This window comes from Streptococcus parasuis (assembly GCF_021654455.1).
Lineage (GTDB): Bacteria > Bacillota > Bacilli > Lactobacillales > Streptococcaceae > Streptococcus > Streptococcus parasuis.
Map to the genome: position 1 here is coordinate 975,474 of NZ_AP024276.1, position 16,800 is coordinate 992,273.

A 16,800-nucleotide genomic window follows, 5' to 3' on the forward strand; every position below is an offset into this window, starting at 1 on the left:
TAGTGATTTCAAAAGAAGAAAACGTTTGAAAAATATGGTATAATAGTGGTATTAACGACAGTTGAAATGAGGCATATTAATGCAAGACAAAAATTTAGTTACGGTAAATCTGACTAATGAGATGAAGACCTCTTTCATCGATTATGCCATGAGTGTAATCGTTGCACGCGCTCTTCCTGATGTACGTGATGGTCTTAAGCCAGTACACCGACGCATTCTTTATGGAATGAACGAACTTGGTATTACTCCAGATAAGCCACATAAAAAATCTGCACGTATCACTGGTGATGTAATGGGTAAATACCACCCACATGGTGATAGTGCTATTTATGAGGCAATGGTCCGTATGGCTCAATGGTGGAGCTATCGTCACATGCTGGTTGATGGTCATGGTAACTTTGGTTCCATGGACGGTGATGGTGCTGCTGCCCAGCGGTATACTGAGGCGCGCATGAGCAAGATTGCTCTTGAAATGTTGCGTGATATCAATAAAAACACGGTTGATTTTGCGGATAACTATGACTCGAGCGAGCGTGAGCCAGAAGTTCTTCCAGCTCGTTTCCCTAATCTATTGGTGAACGGGACTACTGGTATTGCGGTTGGTATGGCAACAAACATTCCTCCGCACAACTTGGGTGAAACCATTGATGCTGTTAAGCTCTTGATGGATAATCCTGATGTAACAACGCGTGAAATTATGGAAGTCCTACCTGGGCCAGACTTTCCAACAGGAGCTCTGGTTATGGGAAAATCTGGAATTCACCGTGCTTATGAAACTGGTAAAGGCTCAATTGTTCTTCGTTCTCGTACTGAAATTGAAGAATATGGAAACGGACGTGAACGTATCGTTGTTACTGAATTTCCATATATGGTCAATAAGTCCAAGGTTCAAGAGCATATTGTTAAATTGGTTCAAGAAAAACGTATTGAAGGCATTACAGCTGTTCGAGACGAATCTAACCGTGAAGGGGTTCGCTTTGTAATTGAAGTGCGTCGAGATGCCTCAGCTAATGTTATTTTGAACAATCTCTTTAAACAAACGCAAATGCAAACCAACTTTAGTTTCAATATGTTGGCTATTCAAAATGGGGTACCGAAGATTCTTTCTGTACGTCAAATTTTAGAGTCTTATATTGAACACCAAAAAGAAGTTGTTACACGTCGCACTCAATTTGATAAGGAAAAAGCAGAAGCACGCGCTCATATTTTAGAAGGCTTGCTGATTGCTCTGGACCATATTGATGAAGTCATACGTATCATTCGTAATTCAGAAACGGATGCGCTTGCTCAAGCTGAATTAATGGAACGATTTGACTTGTCCGAACGACAAAGTCAGGCTATCTTGGATATGCGTCTTCGTCGTTTGACCGGATTGGAACGTGATAAAATCCAGTCAGAGTATGACGAATTGGTTGCTTTGATCGCTGATTTAACAGATATTTTGGCAAAACCTGAACGTGTTGTCTTGATCATCAAAGAAGAACTAGAAGAAGTAAAACGCAAGTATGCTGACCCACGTCGTACTGAATTGATGGTTGGGGAAGTCCTTTCCTTGGAAGATGAGGACCTTATTGAGGAAGCAGATGTATTGATTACCTTATCCAACCAAGGCTATATCAAACGGTTGGCACAAGATGAATTCCAAGCTCAAAAACGTGGTGGACGTGGAGTCCAAGGTACAGGTGTGAAAGATGATGACTTCGTTCGCGAACTCGTATCAACCAGTACCCATGATCACCTGCTTTTCTTCACCAATAAGGGGCGTGTATATCGTCTCAAGGGCTATGAAATTCCTGAATATGGTCGAACTGCTAAAGGTCTTCCAGTTGTCAACTTATTGAAACTGGAAGAAAATGAGTCTATTCAGACCATTATCAATGTGACAAAGGATCAGACAGCGGATCACTATCTTTTCTTTGCGACGCGTCAAGGGATTGTTAAACGTACAAATGTAAATGAATTCTCCAATATTCGACAAAACGGTCTTAAGGCCTTGAATTTGAAAGATGATGATGAACTAATCAATGTTTTCCTTACTGATGGTCAAGCTGATGTTATTATGGGGACAAAATTTGGCTATTCTGTTCGATTTGCAGAAACAGATGTTCGAAATATGGGCCGTACTGCAACAGGCGTACGTGGAATAAAACTCCGTGAAGGAGATCATTTAGTTGGTGCGACCATTGTATCTGATGATCAGGAGGTGTTAGTCCTTTCAGAAAATGGTTATGGAAAACGTACTCCAGCATCTGAATATCCAACGAAAGGCCGCGGTGGTAAAGGTATCATCACTCTGAAAGTTGCTGATAAAAATGGCCCTCTTGCTGGTTTAACAACAGTACAGGGCGATGAAGATATTATGGTTATTACGGATACAGGAGTTATCATCCGTACAAGTATAGCTAATATCTCACAAACCGGTCGTTCAACAATGGGTGTTAAAGTCATGCGACTAGATGAAGAAGCAAAAATTATGACCTTTGCCTTAGTTGATGCAGCAGATCAGAAAGAGCAAGAGGAGTAGGGAATGTCAAAACGTTCACCGAAAAAGAAGGGCAAGAACAGAACATGGATGAATTTACTTGCCTTGATACTCTTTTTGATTTCACTAGCCCTTATTTTCAATACTTCGATTAGAAACTTTATTATTGGTTGGAATACTAATAAGTATCAGATTACAAATATCAGTTCTGAAGATATTGAAAAGAATAAACAAGCGGACTCAACTTTTGATTTTGAACAAGTTGAAGCCGTTTCGACGGAGGCTATTCTGAAGGCGCAATGGGAAGCACAGAGACTGCCCGTTATTGGTGGAATTGCTGTGCCTGAATTGGGAATTAATTTGCCAATTTTCAAGGGTGTAGGGAATACGTCGCTTATGTATGGAGCTGGAACGATGAAAGAGACTCAAGAAATGGGGATAGGAAACTATGCCCTAGCCAGTCACCATATCTTCGGTGTTGCCGGGTCTGCGAATGTTCTTTTCTCTCCTTTGGATCGAGCTGAAAAAGGAATGAAGATTTACCTAACTGATAAAAATACAATCTATACCTATGTGATTGATAGTGTTGAAGTTGTAAGTCCAGAAAGCGTCTATGTTATTGACGATGTCGAAGGACGTACAGAAGTGACTTTGGTTACTTGTACGGACTACTATTCAACACAAAGGATTATTGTAAAAGGTATTCTTGAAATTTCTATTCCATATGCTGATGCATCAGAGGATATAAAAAAAGCTTTCTCTCACGGATACAATCAGTATGATTATGGTCAATAAGACAAGACGATTGCCAGCTTTTAAATCATTTTTATGTAACCTTCGAATTAATTTAGAAAGTTGAATGAATAGAGCACGTATTCTCTATATCTTTCAACTTTCTTTTTCCTTGTTTTACGAATAGATGTATGAGGAGGAAATTATGTATCAAATTGATTTTAAAGAAGAATCGCTTTTACCACGTGAGCGTTTAGTCGAAGTTGGGCCAGAACGCCTAAGTAATCAAGAGTTATTAGCTATTTTTATTCGAACGGGTACGAAAAACGAACCTGTCACCATTTTATCCAATAAATTATTGAATCAATTGGAGAATTTAGCAAATTTAAGAGATTTATCTATCGAAGAATTGCAGACTTTAACGGGTATTGGTCGTGTAAAAGCAATAGAGATTAAAGCCATGATTGAGCTCGGAAAACGGATCAATCAATCCCACTTGTTGCTAAATGAACAAGTACTAGGTAGTGAAAAATTGGGTCGCAAGATGATTCAAGAAATTGGAGATAAAAAACAAGAGCATCTGGTTGCGCTCTATCTCAATACACAAAATCAAATCATCAAACAGGAGACAATATTTATTGGAAGTGTGAATCGTAGTATTGCAGAACCACGGGAAATCCTGCATCATGCTATCAAATGCATGGCCACATCAGTAATTATTGTCCATAATCACCCTTCGGGGTCGGTTCACCCTAGTAAGAATGACTTACTTTTTACAGAAAATTTAAAACAGTCCTGCGATGTGCTAGGACTGGTCTTATTAGATCATTTAATTGTAGGTAATAAAAATTACTATTCCTTCCGAGAGGAAAGTGAGCTGTTTTAGAACTGATTGACGATGTAATCAAATAGCCTATTTTCCGTCTCTCGTTCGCCGTAAAGTAATTCAGGATGCCATTGAACACCCAAAAAGGTATGAGAGTCTCTTGTAGACTGTACCGCTTCAATGGTTTGTTTATCTGGGGATAGGGCAATAATTTCCAAAGAGGGAGCTAATTTGTTGATTGCTTGGCGATGGAATGAATTAACGGTTGGCTCCTGAGCATAGATCTGTGATAATTGGCTTTCAATTGGGAAATAGAGATCTTGGCTAGGTTGATTGCCGGTATTTTCCTGCCAATGCCCTAAAACCTCTTGATGGAGACTGCCACCTTGGGCGACGTTATAGAGCTGCAGGCCTCTACAAATGCCAAATATAGGTTTTTCTTGATGGTGAGCAGCTTCTATCAGTGCTAGTTCAAATCGATCTCGCTCAGGAAAATAATTGCTACTATCTATGAGTAATTTTTCCTGATAGTGAATAGGCTCAACATTTTGTCCACCAGTCAATACTAATTTATCAACTAGTTTCATATACTGCTCAGCAAGTTCTGGCCGAGTGACTGGTAAAATTAGTGGAATGCCACCAGCATCTTCAATAGCATTCACTAAGCAAGTTTGAGTATAAGAAAGCAGGGGTTCTGTATGATCCCCTGTTTTATAATGATTTCCAGAAATTCCAATGATTGGTTGACTCATTTTCTATCCTTTGCGCATGAAATAAAGTAGTGTCTGTAGTTCACTTGTCAAGTCTACATATTGGACAACAACATCTTTAGGAACGGTCAAGTTGATTGGTGAAAAGCTAAGAATACCTTTAACGCCAGCTTCAACCAATACATCAGTAACTTCTTGAGCTTTAACGCTTGGAACCGTTAAGATGGCAGTCTGAGAATTAGCTTCCTTGATGCGATCTTTTAACTCTGAAATCGCATGGATAGGAACATTTTCATCTATGGTTCCGACTGCAGGATTATCATCAGCTTCAAAAGCCATGATGATTTTCATTTTATTTCTTTCGTGAAACTTGTAGTGAAGAAGTGCACGACCCATATTCCCAACCCCGATTAACATAACATTGGTAATCGAGTTATCGTTTAGAATATCGGCAAAAAAGTCCATTAAATCCTTCACATTATAACCAAATCCACGGCGTCCAAGTTCACCAAAATATGAGAAATCTCGGCGGACAGTAGCAGAGTCGATTCCGATTGCCTCTGCAATCTCTTTTGAACTTGCTTTTTCGATTTTCTCCGCATAGAATCGTTTAAATACGCGATAGTAAATGGATAGTCGTTTAGCTGTGGCGCGTGGGATTTCAGTATTTTTATTGTTTTTCACATTTGTCTCCTTAATAATATTTTATATACATCATTAATTGGTACATACCAATACAACAGAAATAATAGATAGTCCTCTACTATTCTAGTGTAAGTTTGTGAAAAAATCAACAGATTGAATTGAAAAAGATTAAACAGTTTTCTGTCTAATCTATGGATTGTAAATACTGATAGAGGTCCCCAATTCTTCCTTGAAAATCCAAGGGAGTTCCATCTCTAAGAATTTGAGTGACGGGATAATAATCAGGAAGGGTCAAGCAACCTGCAAAGGCTAGCCTTGCTGCTTCGAGATTGTCAAACTCTTGTTGTCGCTCAACGTGATAGGCATCTTTATAGAAGATTGTTATCATTTTTTTCCTTCTTTCATAAATATATCACGATCTACCAAACTGTCCATCAAGAAATAGAATTTTTCCTGAATGACTTTGTTAGTGTCTTGTTTAAAAATATTCACTAAGTGGAGACCAGATTGATCCGTGATATTAATTTTAAAGCCTTTTAGATCTTGATTAATGATGATTTTTAGTAGAAATCCTTGATTTGAATTTGGGACCTCTTCTAATAAGCGACTGAGTTGGTAGTGACCAGCCTTTGTTACCTCAAAGGTATTGTCGCGTAGTGTATATTTTTTTACAGTTGGACTAATATGGTAAATATAATCGCAATCTTTCAATGCTACGGTTTGTTGGAATGCCATGCTAACCTCCAATAATTATTTTTAAAGCTGATAGTAAGATATCTATTTCTTTTTTGGTATTCAATTCTGAAAAGCTAATACGTACGGATTCTTTTAATCGAGGAGAGTCACTTCCATACATTGCCTCAAGTACATGACTATTTTCAACGACACCTGCTGTGCAAGCAGATCCAGTGGAAATAGCGATTCCTGCCAAATCTAATCGCATTAGCAGTTGTTCGTTGAGTCGTCCTGGAAAACCAATATTCAGTACATGAGGTAAATGAGCACCAGCTTGATTGACGTAAAAATCAAATTCACTTAAATTTTTGAGTGTATAGGATTTCAGATCATGGATATACTCAATATTTTGAATCATTTGTGTTGATTGATGGACGAGCGCTGCAGCCATCCCTGCAATTGCAGGGAGATTTTCTGTTCCTGCTCTGTGTTGATTTTCTTGCTTCCCACCGTGAATCAGTGAATCAAATTGGTGGATTGAAGAGTAGAGAAAACCAATCCCTTTCGGTCCATGGAATTTATGGGCAGAAGCGGACAGAAAATCAATACCAAGTTCTTGTGGTTTGATTGGAATTTTCCCAACCACTTGAACAGCATCGACATGGAATACAGCTTGATGTTGAGACAAGAGCGAACCGATTTCCCTTATAGGTAGGAGTTGCCCAGTCTCGTTATTGGCATACATGACACTAACAAGAATTGTATCAGGTCGTAAGGCTTCTTTAATCTGTTGAGCTGTGATTTCTTGATTTTCTGGCTTTATATATGTAATTTCAAAACCGAATCGTTGCTCTAAGTATTCCATAGTATGCAACACAGCATGGTGTTCAATGGCTGTGGTAATAAGGTGTTTTCCACGATGCATATTTGCTAAAGCGTAACCTTGAATAGCAAGATTATCTGCTTCAGATCCACCAGATGTGAAAATGATTGTATCAGGGTTTACAGAAAGTACTCTGGCGATGTCTGCTCGTGCTTTTCTGAGTACTTTATTAGCTTCTCGGCCAAATCCGTGGATGCTGGAAGGATTTCCATAGTGATGTTGAGCAACTTCAAACATGCTTGATATGGCTGCCTGTGAAAGAGCAGTAGTAGCAGCATTATCTAAATATATCAAAGAGTATACTCCTAGTTTTCTTTTTCTGGATTTGTAAATTTAAAGAGTGGGCTGAGTGGACGATGCTCTTGAATGCGGTGAATAGCATCAGCGATTAAGTCACTCGCAGTTAGGAATGCGATATTTTTTGGATGTTGTTCTTTACTTGCAACTGAGTCAGTCACTAAAATTTCTTTTATAGATGTTTCATCCAACAATTGCGCAGCAGTTCCAGCGAAAAGACCATGGCTGGCAACAGCGTAAATCTCAGTAGCTCCGCCATCTTCAACAATTTTTGAGGCTTGTGAGAATGTACGGCCAGTATTTAAAATGTCATCGACCAAGATTGCTTTTTTGCCAGCTACATCACCGATGATATAGCCTTCTGCACGGTCAGAATCGTCTTGAGCATAATCAATAATCGCAATCGGAGCATTCAAAAATTCTGCAATATTACGAGCACGCTTGATACCGGAATTTTTTGGACTGACAATGACGACATCCTCACCGCAGAGTCCTTTTTGCATGTAGTATGATGCGAACAATGGTTCGGTCAACAGGTTATCTACTGGAATATCAAAGAAACCTTGAATTTGAGAAGCGTGTAAATCAAGAGTCAATACACGATCGATTCCTGCTTTAACAAGCATATTTGCAACTAGTTTAGCTGTAATTGGTTCACGTGGTGCAGCAGTGCGGTCTTGACGAGCATAGCCGAAATATGGAATGACAGCAGTTACTGAGTTTGCACTTGCACGTTTACATGCATCAATCATGATAAGCAATTCCCAAAGGTGGTTGTTGACTGGAAAACTAGTTGATTGAATAATATAAACGTCAACGCCACGAACGCTCTCTTCAATATTTATTTGAATTTCTCCATCTGAGAATTGGCGAGAAGAAAGTTTTCCTAGAGGCAGTCCAGCAGCAGCTGCTATTTTTTCAGCGATATCACGGTTACTGTTTAGCGAGAATAGTTTAATGTTATGATCACCAGTTGGTTGAACCATTTTGAGAAACTCCTTTTTTAATGCTTTTTTATGAAAAATCATAAAAGTAATTTAACAACAGATAACTCTATTTTATCAAAAAATCCTATTTTTTTCAGTAGTAAAGTTAAAAAAATCAGCTTTATTGAGCTGATTTTATCTGAGCTGCAGTTCGAGCTACTTTGCTACTAGCGTATTTGAATTGGATGGATTTTTTCTTTAGGAATTCATCGAATAGTATTTTTCCTTCTTCAGCGTCTGATACTTCAACCTCTAGTTCATAATCCGTTTGCCCCAAATAGTCATTCTCATCAAGGGCCATCAATCCAATTGAGGTTTCTTTTTCCAATCGCTTGGTCTTTAAATGTCCCCAAACTGCTAGTTGATTTAATGGAATTGATGTTTTAGAAATAATATCGGCGATTGGACCGGATGGAAGTTCAAAATGGTCAATATAGCCCTGTGCAGTTTGAATGTCTAATAATTGATTGTATTCTTGATTCCCGATTTCTTGAGGAATTTTCAATGTTAGCTCTGCTATATCCGCAAACGTACGAATGCGAAGGGAAAAGCGGTGGTTTTTCATGTCAAGATTCGGAGTATCAATGTAGTAGTTAGTTTGATAGATGGGGGTAACATCAGAAAATTCAGAGAGGAGTCGATTGTATTCTGATTTTGTTAATAAGGTTTTATACTCAATTTCGAGATGGTTTTTCATACAGAAAACCCTTTCATATGTTATAATAGATTCGTCTTTGTGTTATTCTAATACATTTTATTAGTTTTTACAAGAAAGGGGACCTTATGGAATTTAATTGGGAAGAATTTTTAGATCCCTATATTCAGACAGTGGGAGAATTAAAGATTAAATTAAGGGGTATTCGGAAACAATACCGCAAAGCCAATCGTCATTCTCCAATTGAATTTGTTACTGGTCGAGTTAAGCCGATTGAGTCTATTCAAGAGAAAATGGCGCTTAGGCACATTAAGTTGGAACATTTGGCTCAAGATATGCAAGATATTGCTGGCGTCCGTATTATGGTTCAATTTGTTGATGACATTGAAGAAGTGCTCTCCATTCTTCGCAAGCGTAAGGATATGCAAATTATTCATGAACGCGATTATATCAACAATATGAAGGCTTCCGGTTATCGTTCCTATCATGTCGTAATTGCTTATCCAGTAGATACTATTAATGGGAACGAAACGGTTTTAGCGGAGATTCAAATTCGTACTCTTTCAATGAATTTTTGGGCAACAATCGAACATTCGCTCAATTATAAGTATAAAGGAAATTTTCCTGAAGAAATTAAAAAACGATTAGAAGTTACAGCAAAGATAGCATATCAATTAGATGAGGAGATGCGAAAAATCCGCGACGACATTCAAGAAGCTCAGGCTCTCTTTGATCCTGGATATAGAAAATTGAATGATGGCGTTGGAAATAGCGATGATACAGATGAAGAATACAGGTAGAAAAAAAGTCGCATTGCTTGCAAGTCGCAATCCGAAAAGTGAGGCTGTGTCTAGAGAACTCTGGACACGATTGAAAGAAGAAAATTTTATTTTAACACCTAAAAATCCAGATATTGTTATTTCAATTGGGGGCGATGGCATGCTTTTATCAGCCTTTCATAAATATGAGAAGTTGATAGATCGGGTGCGTTTTGTCGGTATTCATACTGGGCATTTAGGATTTTATACGGATTATCGGGACTTTGAAGTTGAAAATCTTGTTGAAAATTTAAAATTAGATACGGGAGCGCGTGTTTCTTATCCAATTTTAAATGTAAAAGTGAAAATGACGGATGGAAGAATCGTTGAAATGAAAGCTCTCAACGAGGCGACTATCAAGCGCTTGTCTAAGACGATGGTAGCAGATATTATTATCAATAATGTGCCATTTGAACGTTTTCGTGGCGATGGTATTTCAGTTTCAACACCAACTGGTTCAACCGCCTATAATAAGTCACTTGGTGGAGCAGTATTGCACCCTACAATTGAGGCCTTGCAAATAGCTGAAGTGGCTAGTTTAAACAATCGTGTTTACAGGACACTTGGGTCTTCCATTGTTGTGCCGAAAAAAGACAAGATTGTCATTGAACCAAAACACAGTGATCGCTACTCCATTGCGGTGGATAATAAAACGATTGTCTACGACAACATTGATTGTATTGAGTATCAGATTGACAATAGCAAAATCCATTTTGTTGCGACACCTAGCCACACTAGTTTTTGGAATCGTGTTAAGGATGCCTTTATTGGAGAGGTGGAGTAATGCGATTTGATTTTGTTGCTGATCAGCACACAAAGGTGAAAACTTTTTTAAAGGCCCAAGGTGTTTCCAAAGGACTTTTGGCTAAAATTAAATATACAGGTGGTAGCATTTTGGTCAATGGTAGTGAACAGAATGCTACTTACTTGCTTGAAATCGGAGATAGCGTTACAATAAACATACCTGCGGAAGAAGATATCACTGGAAGTTTGAAACCGATTTCTTTTCCTTTGGATATTGTCTATGAGGATGAACATTTTTTAGCAATCAACAAGCCTGTTGGTTATGCCTCTATTCCTTCGATTCTGCATTCTTCTACAATTGCTAATTTCGTTAAAGGTTATTTAGTCGAACAAAAATATGAAAACAAACAAGTTCACATTGTAACGCGATTGGATCGAGATACATCTGGGCTGATGTTGTTTGCTAAGCATGGCTATGCCCATGCCCGATTAGATAAACAATTACAAGCGAAGCAAATTAGTAAGAGATATTTCGCTTTGATTCGAGGGGATGGGGAGTTAGAGCAAGAAGGGGATATTATTGCCCCTATTGGTCGACCAGAGGATAGTATTATTACCCGCTGTGTAACACAGAATGGGAAGTATGCTCATACTTCTTATAAACTTGTCCAGTCTTGGGGCAATATTCATCTTGTAGATATTCAACTACATACAGGGCGCACTCATCAGATACGTGTCCATTTTTCCCATATTGGATTTCCACTACTTGGTGATGATTTATATGGCGGGAGTTTAGAGTGTGGTATTGAGCGTCAGGCTCTTCATTGCCACAATCTTGTGTTTACTAACCCTTTTTCAGCCGAAAGGGTTGATTTGGAAGCAGCGCTTCCGGAGGATTTTCAGGCTGTTATCAATCAGTTAAAAAGTTAATAAAATTTAAGGAGTTTGCTCATGAAAATTTTTGAACAGCTAGCTAGCAAGCTAGAGGGGAAAAAAGTGCGTATTGTTTTACCAGAAGGTGAAGAACCTCGTATCCTTCAAGCGACGAAGCGTTTGGTGAATGAATCAGATGTAGTGCCAGTCTTACTTGGTAACCCAGAACGTATCAAGATTTATTTGGATATCGAAGGTATTACTGAAGGGTTTGAAATCATTGATCCTGCTCATTATGATAAGTATGATGAGATGGTTGGAGCTTTGGTGGAACGCCGTAAAGGGAAGGTAACAGAAGAGCAAGCTCATGAATTATTGAAAGATGTCAATTACTTTGGTGTCATGTTGGTTTACATGGGCGTTGTAGAAGGAATGGTTTCTGGTGCTATTCACTCAACTGCCTCAACAGTTCGTCCTGCGCTTCAAATTATTAAGACTGAGCCAGGTGTTTCTAAAACATCCGGTGCCTTCTTGATGGTGAAAGGTGAAGAACGCTATATCTTTGGTGACTGTGCCATAAACATTGATCCAGATGCCCAAACATTGGCAGAAATTGCAATTAACTCTGCACGTACTGCAAGAATGTTTGGTATTGATCCAAAAGTTGCGATGCTCAGCTATTCTACAAAAGGCTCTGGTGCGGGTCCTAAAGTGGATAAGGTTGTTGAAGCTACAAAAATTGCTCAAAAATTGCGTCCAGAATTGGATTTGGATGGTGAATTACAATTTGATGCAGCCTTTGTTCCAACTACTGGTAAATTAAAAGCTCCAGGTTCAAAAGTAGCAGGCCAAGCGACTGTATTTATCTTCCCTGGTATTTCAGCAGGTAATATTGGTTACAAAATTGCTGAACGTATGGGTGGATTCGCGGCTGTCGGTCCGGTTTTACAAGGGTTGAACCAACCGGTGAACGACTTGTCTCGTGGTTGTAACCCAGACGATGTATATAATTTGACCTTGATTACGGCGGTTCAAGCTTTGGAGCACCGTTAATATGAGATTTTTATCACGGTATTTTAAGGACTATATCAAGGAATCCATTCTAGGTCCAGTTTTCAAGCTATTGGAAGCTAGCTTTGAACTTCTTGTTCCGTTGATAATCGCCTATATCGTAGATACAATTATTCCAAATGGCAACCGGGGAGACCTGGTTGCCATGCTTTTATTACTAGTTGGACTCGCTTGTATTGGAATTATTGTCTCGATTACAGCACAATATTTCTCAGCCAAAGCAGCAGTCGGAGTGACAAAAGCATTAACGAATGATTTGTATCAGAAAGTCCTTTCTCTTCCAAAATCAAGTCGAGACGTACTTTCATCCGCCAGTTTATTAACTAGATTGACGAGTGATACGTTGCAGGTTCAAACAGGTATCAATACTTTTTTACGTTTATTCCTACGGGCTCCGATTGTCGTATTTGGTTCACTGATAATGGCATTCTATATTAGCCCAAGTCTATCAATCTATTTTCTAGGAATGATTCTTCTGTTGCTGGTCATTGTAACAGGGATTTCAGTCCTGACCAGCCGTATTTATCAATCTATTCGAAAGGAATTAGATGGTTTGGTAGGACAGGTACAAGAAACGGTGACTGGCTGGAGAGTGATTCGAGCTTTTGGGCAGAGAGAGCGGGAAATCAAGACATTTCAAGGCATCAATCAAGGATATAGGAAGCAACAGCTACAGGCTGGTTTTTGGTCCAGTCTCTTATCGCCTTTGACGTTTTTGGTAGTTAATGGGACCTTGATTCTTCTCATCTGGCAGGGCAATAGTGCTATTTCCGATAATCGTTTGGAGCAAGGAATGCTGGTTGCTCTAATCAATTATCTTCTTCAAATTTTAGTTGAATTGGTGAAAATGATTATGGTTGTGACAACTCTTAATCAGACCTATATTTCAGCCCAGCGTATTCAAGAGGTTTTTGAGCAGAAATCTGAAGATGTGGATGCCAATTTGCCAGTAGTTTATAGTAGAGACAAGGAATTGATTTTTTCTGTGAATCATCTTTCCTTTTCTTATCCAAAATCTGCTGAGGAATCACTAATTGATATTGATTTTGAATTAGGTAAGGGACAGTTTATGGGTCTGATTGGTGGGACTGGTTCAGGGAAATCAACCTTAGTAGACCTTTTACAGGCACTTTATTCCATACCGACCAGCCAACTCTCTTTCTTTATTGATGGGAAAAGTCCTAGGAATTTGAAAGAGTGGCGGCAGCAATTAGCTATCGTTCCGCAACAGGCTCAGCTTTTTGCTGGGACTGTGCGTTCTAACCTGTCATTAGGCTTAGAAAGTGTATTGGACAGTGAGTTATGGGTAGCGCTGGAAATTGCACAGGCTAAGTCCTTTATTGAGGACAAGGGAGGCCTAGATAGTCCTGTCGAAGCCTTTGGGAAGAATTTTTCTGGTGGACAGCGTCAACGTTTGACTATTGCACGCGCTATTTTACAGAAAGCACCGATATTGGTTTTAGATGATGCGACCTCTGCTTTGGATTATCTGACAGAGAGTCGGTTATTGGCTGCGATTCGTCGTGAATTGCCTGAGCAAACCTTAATAATGGTATCTCAGAGAACCAATAGTTTACGAACAGCTGATCTGATTTTAGTCTTGGATCAAGGGCGTCAAGTGGGACTTGGCCGTCATGAAGACTTGCTGAGAAAATCTGCCATTTACCAAGAAATCGATCAATCACAACATAGGGAGGAGGACAGCCATGAAACAATCTAGTTTTAAGGAACTGGTCAGATTGGTTTTAGGCCAACCCTTTCGAATGTCCTTGATGTTGGTGGGAACTTTGGTGCAGGTGCTTCTGACAGTCTATCTACCTATCTTGATTGGTCAGGCAGTTGATGCAGTATTGATAGCGGATGGTCAGGTCTTGCTAGGGATAATTGGCAAAATGGTGATGGTTATCTTGCTTAATACGCTGGTGCAATGGTATCTCCCACTAGTAACCAATCGCTTGGTTTATGGAATGGTGTCCGACTTGCGTGAACAGGTTTATGTTAAGCTGCACCAGATGCCCCTATCTTATCTGGATCGTCATTCAGTTGGTGATTTGGTAGCTCGTTTTTCAAGTGATAGTGAGCAATTAACCAACGGACTCTTAATGGTTTTCAATCAATTTTTCATAGGTATCTTGACCATTTTCTTAACCATTTTCACTATGGCTAGGCTTGACTTGACGATGATGTTGGTTGTTGTTGCCCTGACTCCCGTGTCTCTGCTTGTTGCACGCTATATCGCTAAGAAATCCTATGGTTATTATAGAAAACAAACACAGGCACGTGGGAAGCAATCTCAACTTTTGGAAGAGTCCATCAGTCAATTGACACTGGTCCAATCTTTCAATGCTCAAGAGCAATTTACGAAGCATTTTCAAGTTGTGAATGAACAGTATGCGACCTATTCCCAACAGGCTATCTTTGCCTCTTCAACGGTCAATCCAAGTACGCGGTTTATCAATGCTATTATTTATGCCTTACTTGCAGGACTTGGAGCGCTGAGAATTATGGCAGGACAGTTTACAGTGGGTTCACTGACAACTTTTCTCAATTATGCTAGTCAGTACAGCAAGCCTTTTAATGATATTTCCTCGGTCCTATCGGAATTGCAGAGCGCTTTAGCTTGTGCAGACAGGCTGTTTGCTATTTTGGCTCTAGAGAGTATCGACGATCAGGCTGAGCGGAAAATCGATTCGGAGGAGTTGAAGGGAGCTATTTCCTTTGACAATGTGTCTTTCTCATACAGCGCTGACCGTTCTCTGATAGAACATCTGGACATTGATGTCAAAGCAGGACAAAAGGTAGCCATTGTTGGACCTACTGGTGCTGGTAAATCAACCATGATTAACCTGCTTATGCGCTTCTACGATGTAACAGCTGGTCAAATTGCTTTAGACGGGGTTCCGATTAGCCAGTACAGTCGTGAGGATCTTCGCAGACAGATTGGGATGGTTTTACAGGAGACATGGATCAAATCTGGTACCATTCATGATAATATTGCCTATGGCTATCCAAATGCCACGCGGGAATTGGTCATTGAGGCGGCTAAGGCAGCTAATGCAGACTTCTTTATTCGTCAGCTTCCGCAAGGTTATGATACAGTTTTGGCAGATGGAGGAGAAGCCTTATCTCAAGGACAACGTCAGCTCTTGTCAATTGCGCGTGTCTTTGTTAAAATACCTAAAATCCTGATTTTAGACGAGGCGACTTCCTCTATTGATACACGGACAGAAATTTTAGTACAGGAAGCATTTGCCAAATTGATGGAAGGACGGACCAGTTTTATTATTGCTCATCGCCTGTCAACCATTCAATCAGCTGACTTGATTTTAGTAATGGTGGATGGAAAAATTGTTGAACAAGGAAATCATAGAGAGTTGATGAAGAAGCAGGGCGTATATTACCAAATGCAAACGAGTCAGCAATCAGAGGAGAATGAATGTGTTAGATAAATTAGACTTACAACCGATTACAGTTTTAGATGACTATCAAGCTACAATGCTCAATGAGAAAGAGGTACTACTGACTACTAAGGTGACTGAAAAGTCTCTCAATCCATATGGTATGGCTCATGGAGGCTTCCTCTTTACATTAGCTGATTCAGTAGCAGGATTGACTACAGTAGCAGGGGGTTCTTATTCAGTCACCCTACAGTCCAATATCCATTATATGAAGGCGGCAAAACTTGGTGATAGCTTATCCGTCACTGGTTCTTGCACACATGATGGAAGTAGAACAAAGGTCGTCGAAGTGAAGATAGAAAATCAAGATAAACAGCTACTTGCTTCAGCAAGCTTTACCATGTTTGTAACAGGTAAAGTAGAATAATACTCAACGAACATCAAAAGCAGCCGGTCTTGGTTAGATTGAGAGAAACAAACTTCGTTCTCTTTATCTCAAACCTCCAAAGTTCCCCATCCATTGGAGGTTGTCTGGTTTTAATTGTCGTTGAGTTTGAATAAGAGTACCGCCAAAAGAAACCCGGTAAAATTAGTATTTCCAAGAAAATTTGCTTAGGAATTGGCAACACTTGATACTTATTTAGAAAACAAAATATCTTAGTAATGAATAAAAAAAAACTTACCGACTTTCAGAATGAAACCTGAATATCGGTAAGGCTTTTTGTTGTCTATTCCACAATACTCGTTTAAAAAGTATCCAAACAGTAGATTGTTTAATAATATTATATAATGTTGAATGCTATGATTCCGAAACATCATCTTCTAATCGAGCTCCACAATTATGACAAATACCTTGGGAAGACCATTTAAAATTTAATAATTTTTTGTATTGAGGACATCGTAAAAAGATAAATCTAAAAATTATATCAAGAATTATAAGAAATATAGATACATAAATCATTTCTTTGTGAATCGAATGAAAAAGAGGAATGTTTGAAACAAAAA

Annotated in this window: 17 protein-coding genes; 10 read left to right on the forward strand and 7 right to left on the reverse strand. The window is 39.2% G+C overall.

Features of this window, described 5'->3' with window-relative positions; all coding sequences use genetic code 11:
- Positions 1-79: 79 nt before the first annotated feature.
- The 3 genes from gyrA (at position 80) to radC (ending at position 4,100) form a co-directional block, all read left to right on the forward strand.
- A complete protein-coding gene (gyrA, locus tag L6410_RS04870) occupies positions 80-2,524 on the forward strand; it encodes a DNA gyrase subunit A (protein ID WP_024392100.1) in 2,445 nt (814 codons plus the stop codon).
- Positions 2,525-2,527: 3 nt separating this feature from the next.
- Complete coding sequence (locus L6410_RS04875) at positions 2,528-3,277, forward strand: class A sortase (RefSeq protein WP_237396447.1); 750 nt, start codon at positions 2,528-2,530, stop codon at positions 3,275-3,277.
- 142 nt (positions 3,278-3,419) lie between these two features.
- A complete protein-coding gene (radC, locus tag L6410_RS04880) occupies positions 3,420-4,100 on the forward strand; it encodes a RadC family protein (RefSeq protein ID WP_171988434.1) in 681 nt (226 codons plus the stop codon).
- Here the strand turns inward: radC and L6410_RS04885 are convergent.
- The 7 genes from L6410_RS04885 to L6410_RS04915 form a co-directional block, all read right to left on the reverse strand.
- The gene (locus L6410_RS04885; protein WP_237396449.1) at positions 4,097-4,792 is read right to left on the reverse strand and encodes a gamma-glutamyl-gamma-aminobutyrate hydrolase family protein; all 696 of its coding nucleotides are present in this window, start codon (positions 4,790-4,792) and stop codon (positions 4,097-4,099) included. The genes radC and L6410_RS04885 overlap by 4 nt on opposite strands.
- 3 nt (positions 4,793-4,795) lie before the next feature.
- Entirely contained in the window at positions 4,796-5,434 is a 639-nt protein-coding gene (locus tag L6410_RS04890) for a redox-sensing transcriptional repressor Rex (RefSeq protein WP_237396451.1), read from the reverse strand.
- A gap of 145 nt (positions 5,435-5,579) precedes the next feature.
- Positions 5,580-5,783, reverse strand: a complete 204-nt coding sequence (locus L6410_RS04895) for a DUF4649 family protein (RefSeq protein WP_024392105.1) — start codon at positions 5,781-5,783, stop codon at positions 5,580-5,582.
- Positions 5,780-6,130: a DUF1831 domain-containing protein gene (locus L6410_RS04900; RefSeq protein WP_237396453.1), complete on the reverse strand. Its 351-nt coding sequence runs from the start codon at positions 6,128-6,130 to the stop codon at positions 5,780-5,782. The genes L6410_RS04895 and L6410_RS04900 overlap by 4 nt, the downstream gene beginning before the upstream one ends.
- A 1-nt stretch (position 6,131) precedes the next feature.
- Positions 6,132-7,247 carry a cysteine desulfurase family protein gene (locus L6410_RS04905; protein ID WP_024397501.1) on the reverse strand — a complete coding sequence of 372 codons (1,116 nt, stop codon included), beginning with the start codon at positions 7,245-7,247 and terminating at the stop codon, positions 6,132-6,134.
- 11 nt (positions 7,248-7,258) lie between these two features.
- Positions 7,259-8,236, reverse strand: coding sequence for a ribose-phosphate diphosphokinase (locus L6410_RS04910; RefSeq protein ID WP_024392108.1), 978 nt, complete (start codon positions 8,234-8,236; stop codon positions 7,259-7,261).
- Between the two features lie 121 nt (positions 8,237-8,357).
- Complete coding sequence (locus tag L6410_RS04915; RefSeq protein ID WP_024392109.1) at positions 8,358-8,933, reverse strand: CYTH domain-containing protein; 576 nt, start codon at positions 8,931-8,933, stop codon at positions 8,358-8,360.
- Positions 8,934-9,019: 86 nt separating this feature from the next.
- On the opposite strand from L6410_RS04915, the gene yjbM reads away from it, so the two are divergent.
- Genes yjbM through L6410_RS04950 form a run of 7 tightly spaced genes read left to right on the forward strand, consistent with a single transcriptional unit; the run spans position 9,020 to position 16,222 of the window.
- Positions 9,020-9,691, forward strand: a complete 672-nt coding sequence (yjbM, locus tag L6410_RS04920; protein WP_024397503.1) for a GTP diphosphokinase — start codon at positions 9,020-9,022, stop codon at positions 9,689-9,691.
- Positions 9,675-10,493: an NAD kinase gene (locus L6410_RS04925; RefSeq protein ID WP_024397504.1), complete on the forward strand. Its 819-nt coding sequence runs from the start codon at positions 9,675-9,677 to the stop codon at positions 10,491-10,493. Before yjbM ends, L6410_RS04925 begins: the two co-directional genes overlap by 17 nt.
- Positions 10,493-11,383, forward strand: coding sequence for an RluA family pseudouridine synthase (locus L6410_RS04930; protein ID WP_237396456.1), 891 nt, complete (start codon positions 10,493-10,495; stop codon positions 11,381-11,383). The genes L6410_RS04925 and L6410_RS04930 overlap by 1 nt, the downstream gene beginning before the upstream one ends.
- 21 nt (positions 11,384-11,404) lie before the next feature.
- Positions 11,405-12,379 (forward strand): phosphate acetyltransferase, encoded by a 975-nt coding sequence (gene pta, locus L6410_RS04935; protein WP_024392113.1) that lies wholly within the window; start codon positions 11,405-11,407, stop codon positions 12,377-12,379.
- Between the two features lies 1 nt (position 12,380).
- Positions 12,381-14,117, forward strand: coding sequence for an ABC transporter ATP-binding protein (locus L6410_RS04940; protein WP_237396459.1), 1,737 nt, complete (start codon positions 12,381-12,383; stop codon positions 14,115-14,117).
- On the forward strand, positions 14,104-15,846 hold the full coding sequence (locus L6410_RS11135) for an ABC transporter ATP-binding protein (RefSeq protein WP_237396461.1): 1,743 nt from the start codon (positions 14,104-14,106) through the stop codon (positions 15,844-15,846). The genes L6410_RS04940 and L6410_RS11135 overlap by 14 nt, the downstream gene beginning before the upstream one ends.
- Positions 15,830-16,222, forward strand: coding sequence for a PaaI family thioesterase (locus L6410_RS04950; protein WP_174235197.1), 393 nt, complete (start codon positions 15,830-15,832; stop codon positions 16,220-16,222). The genes L6410_RS11135 and L6410_RS04950 overlap by 17 nt, the downstream gene beginning before the upstream one ends.
- Positions 16,223-16,800 lie beyond the last annotated feature (578 nt).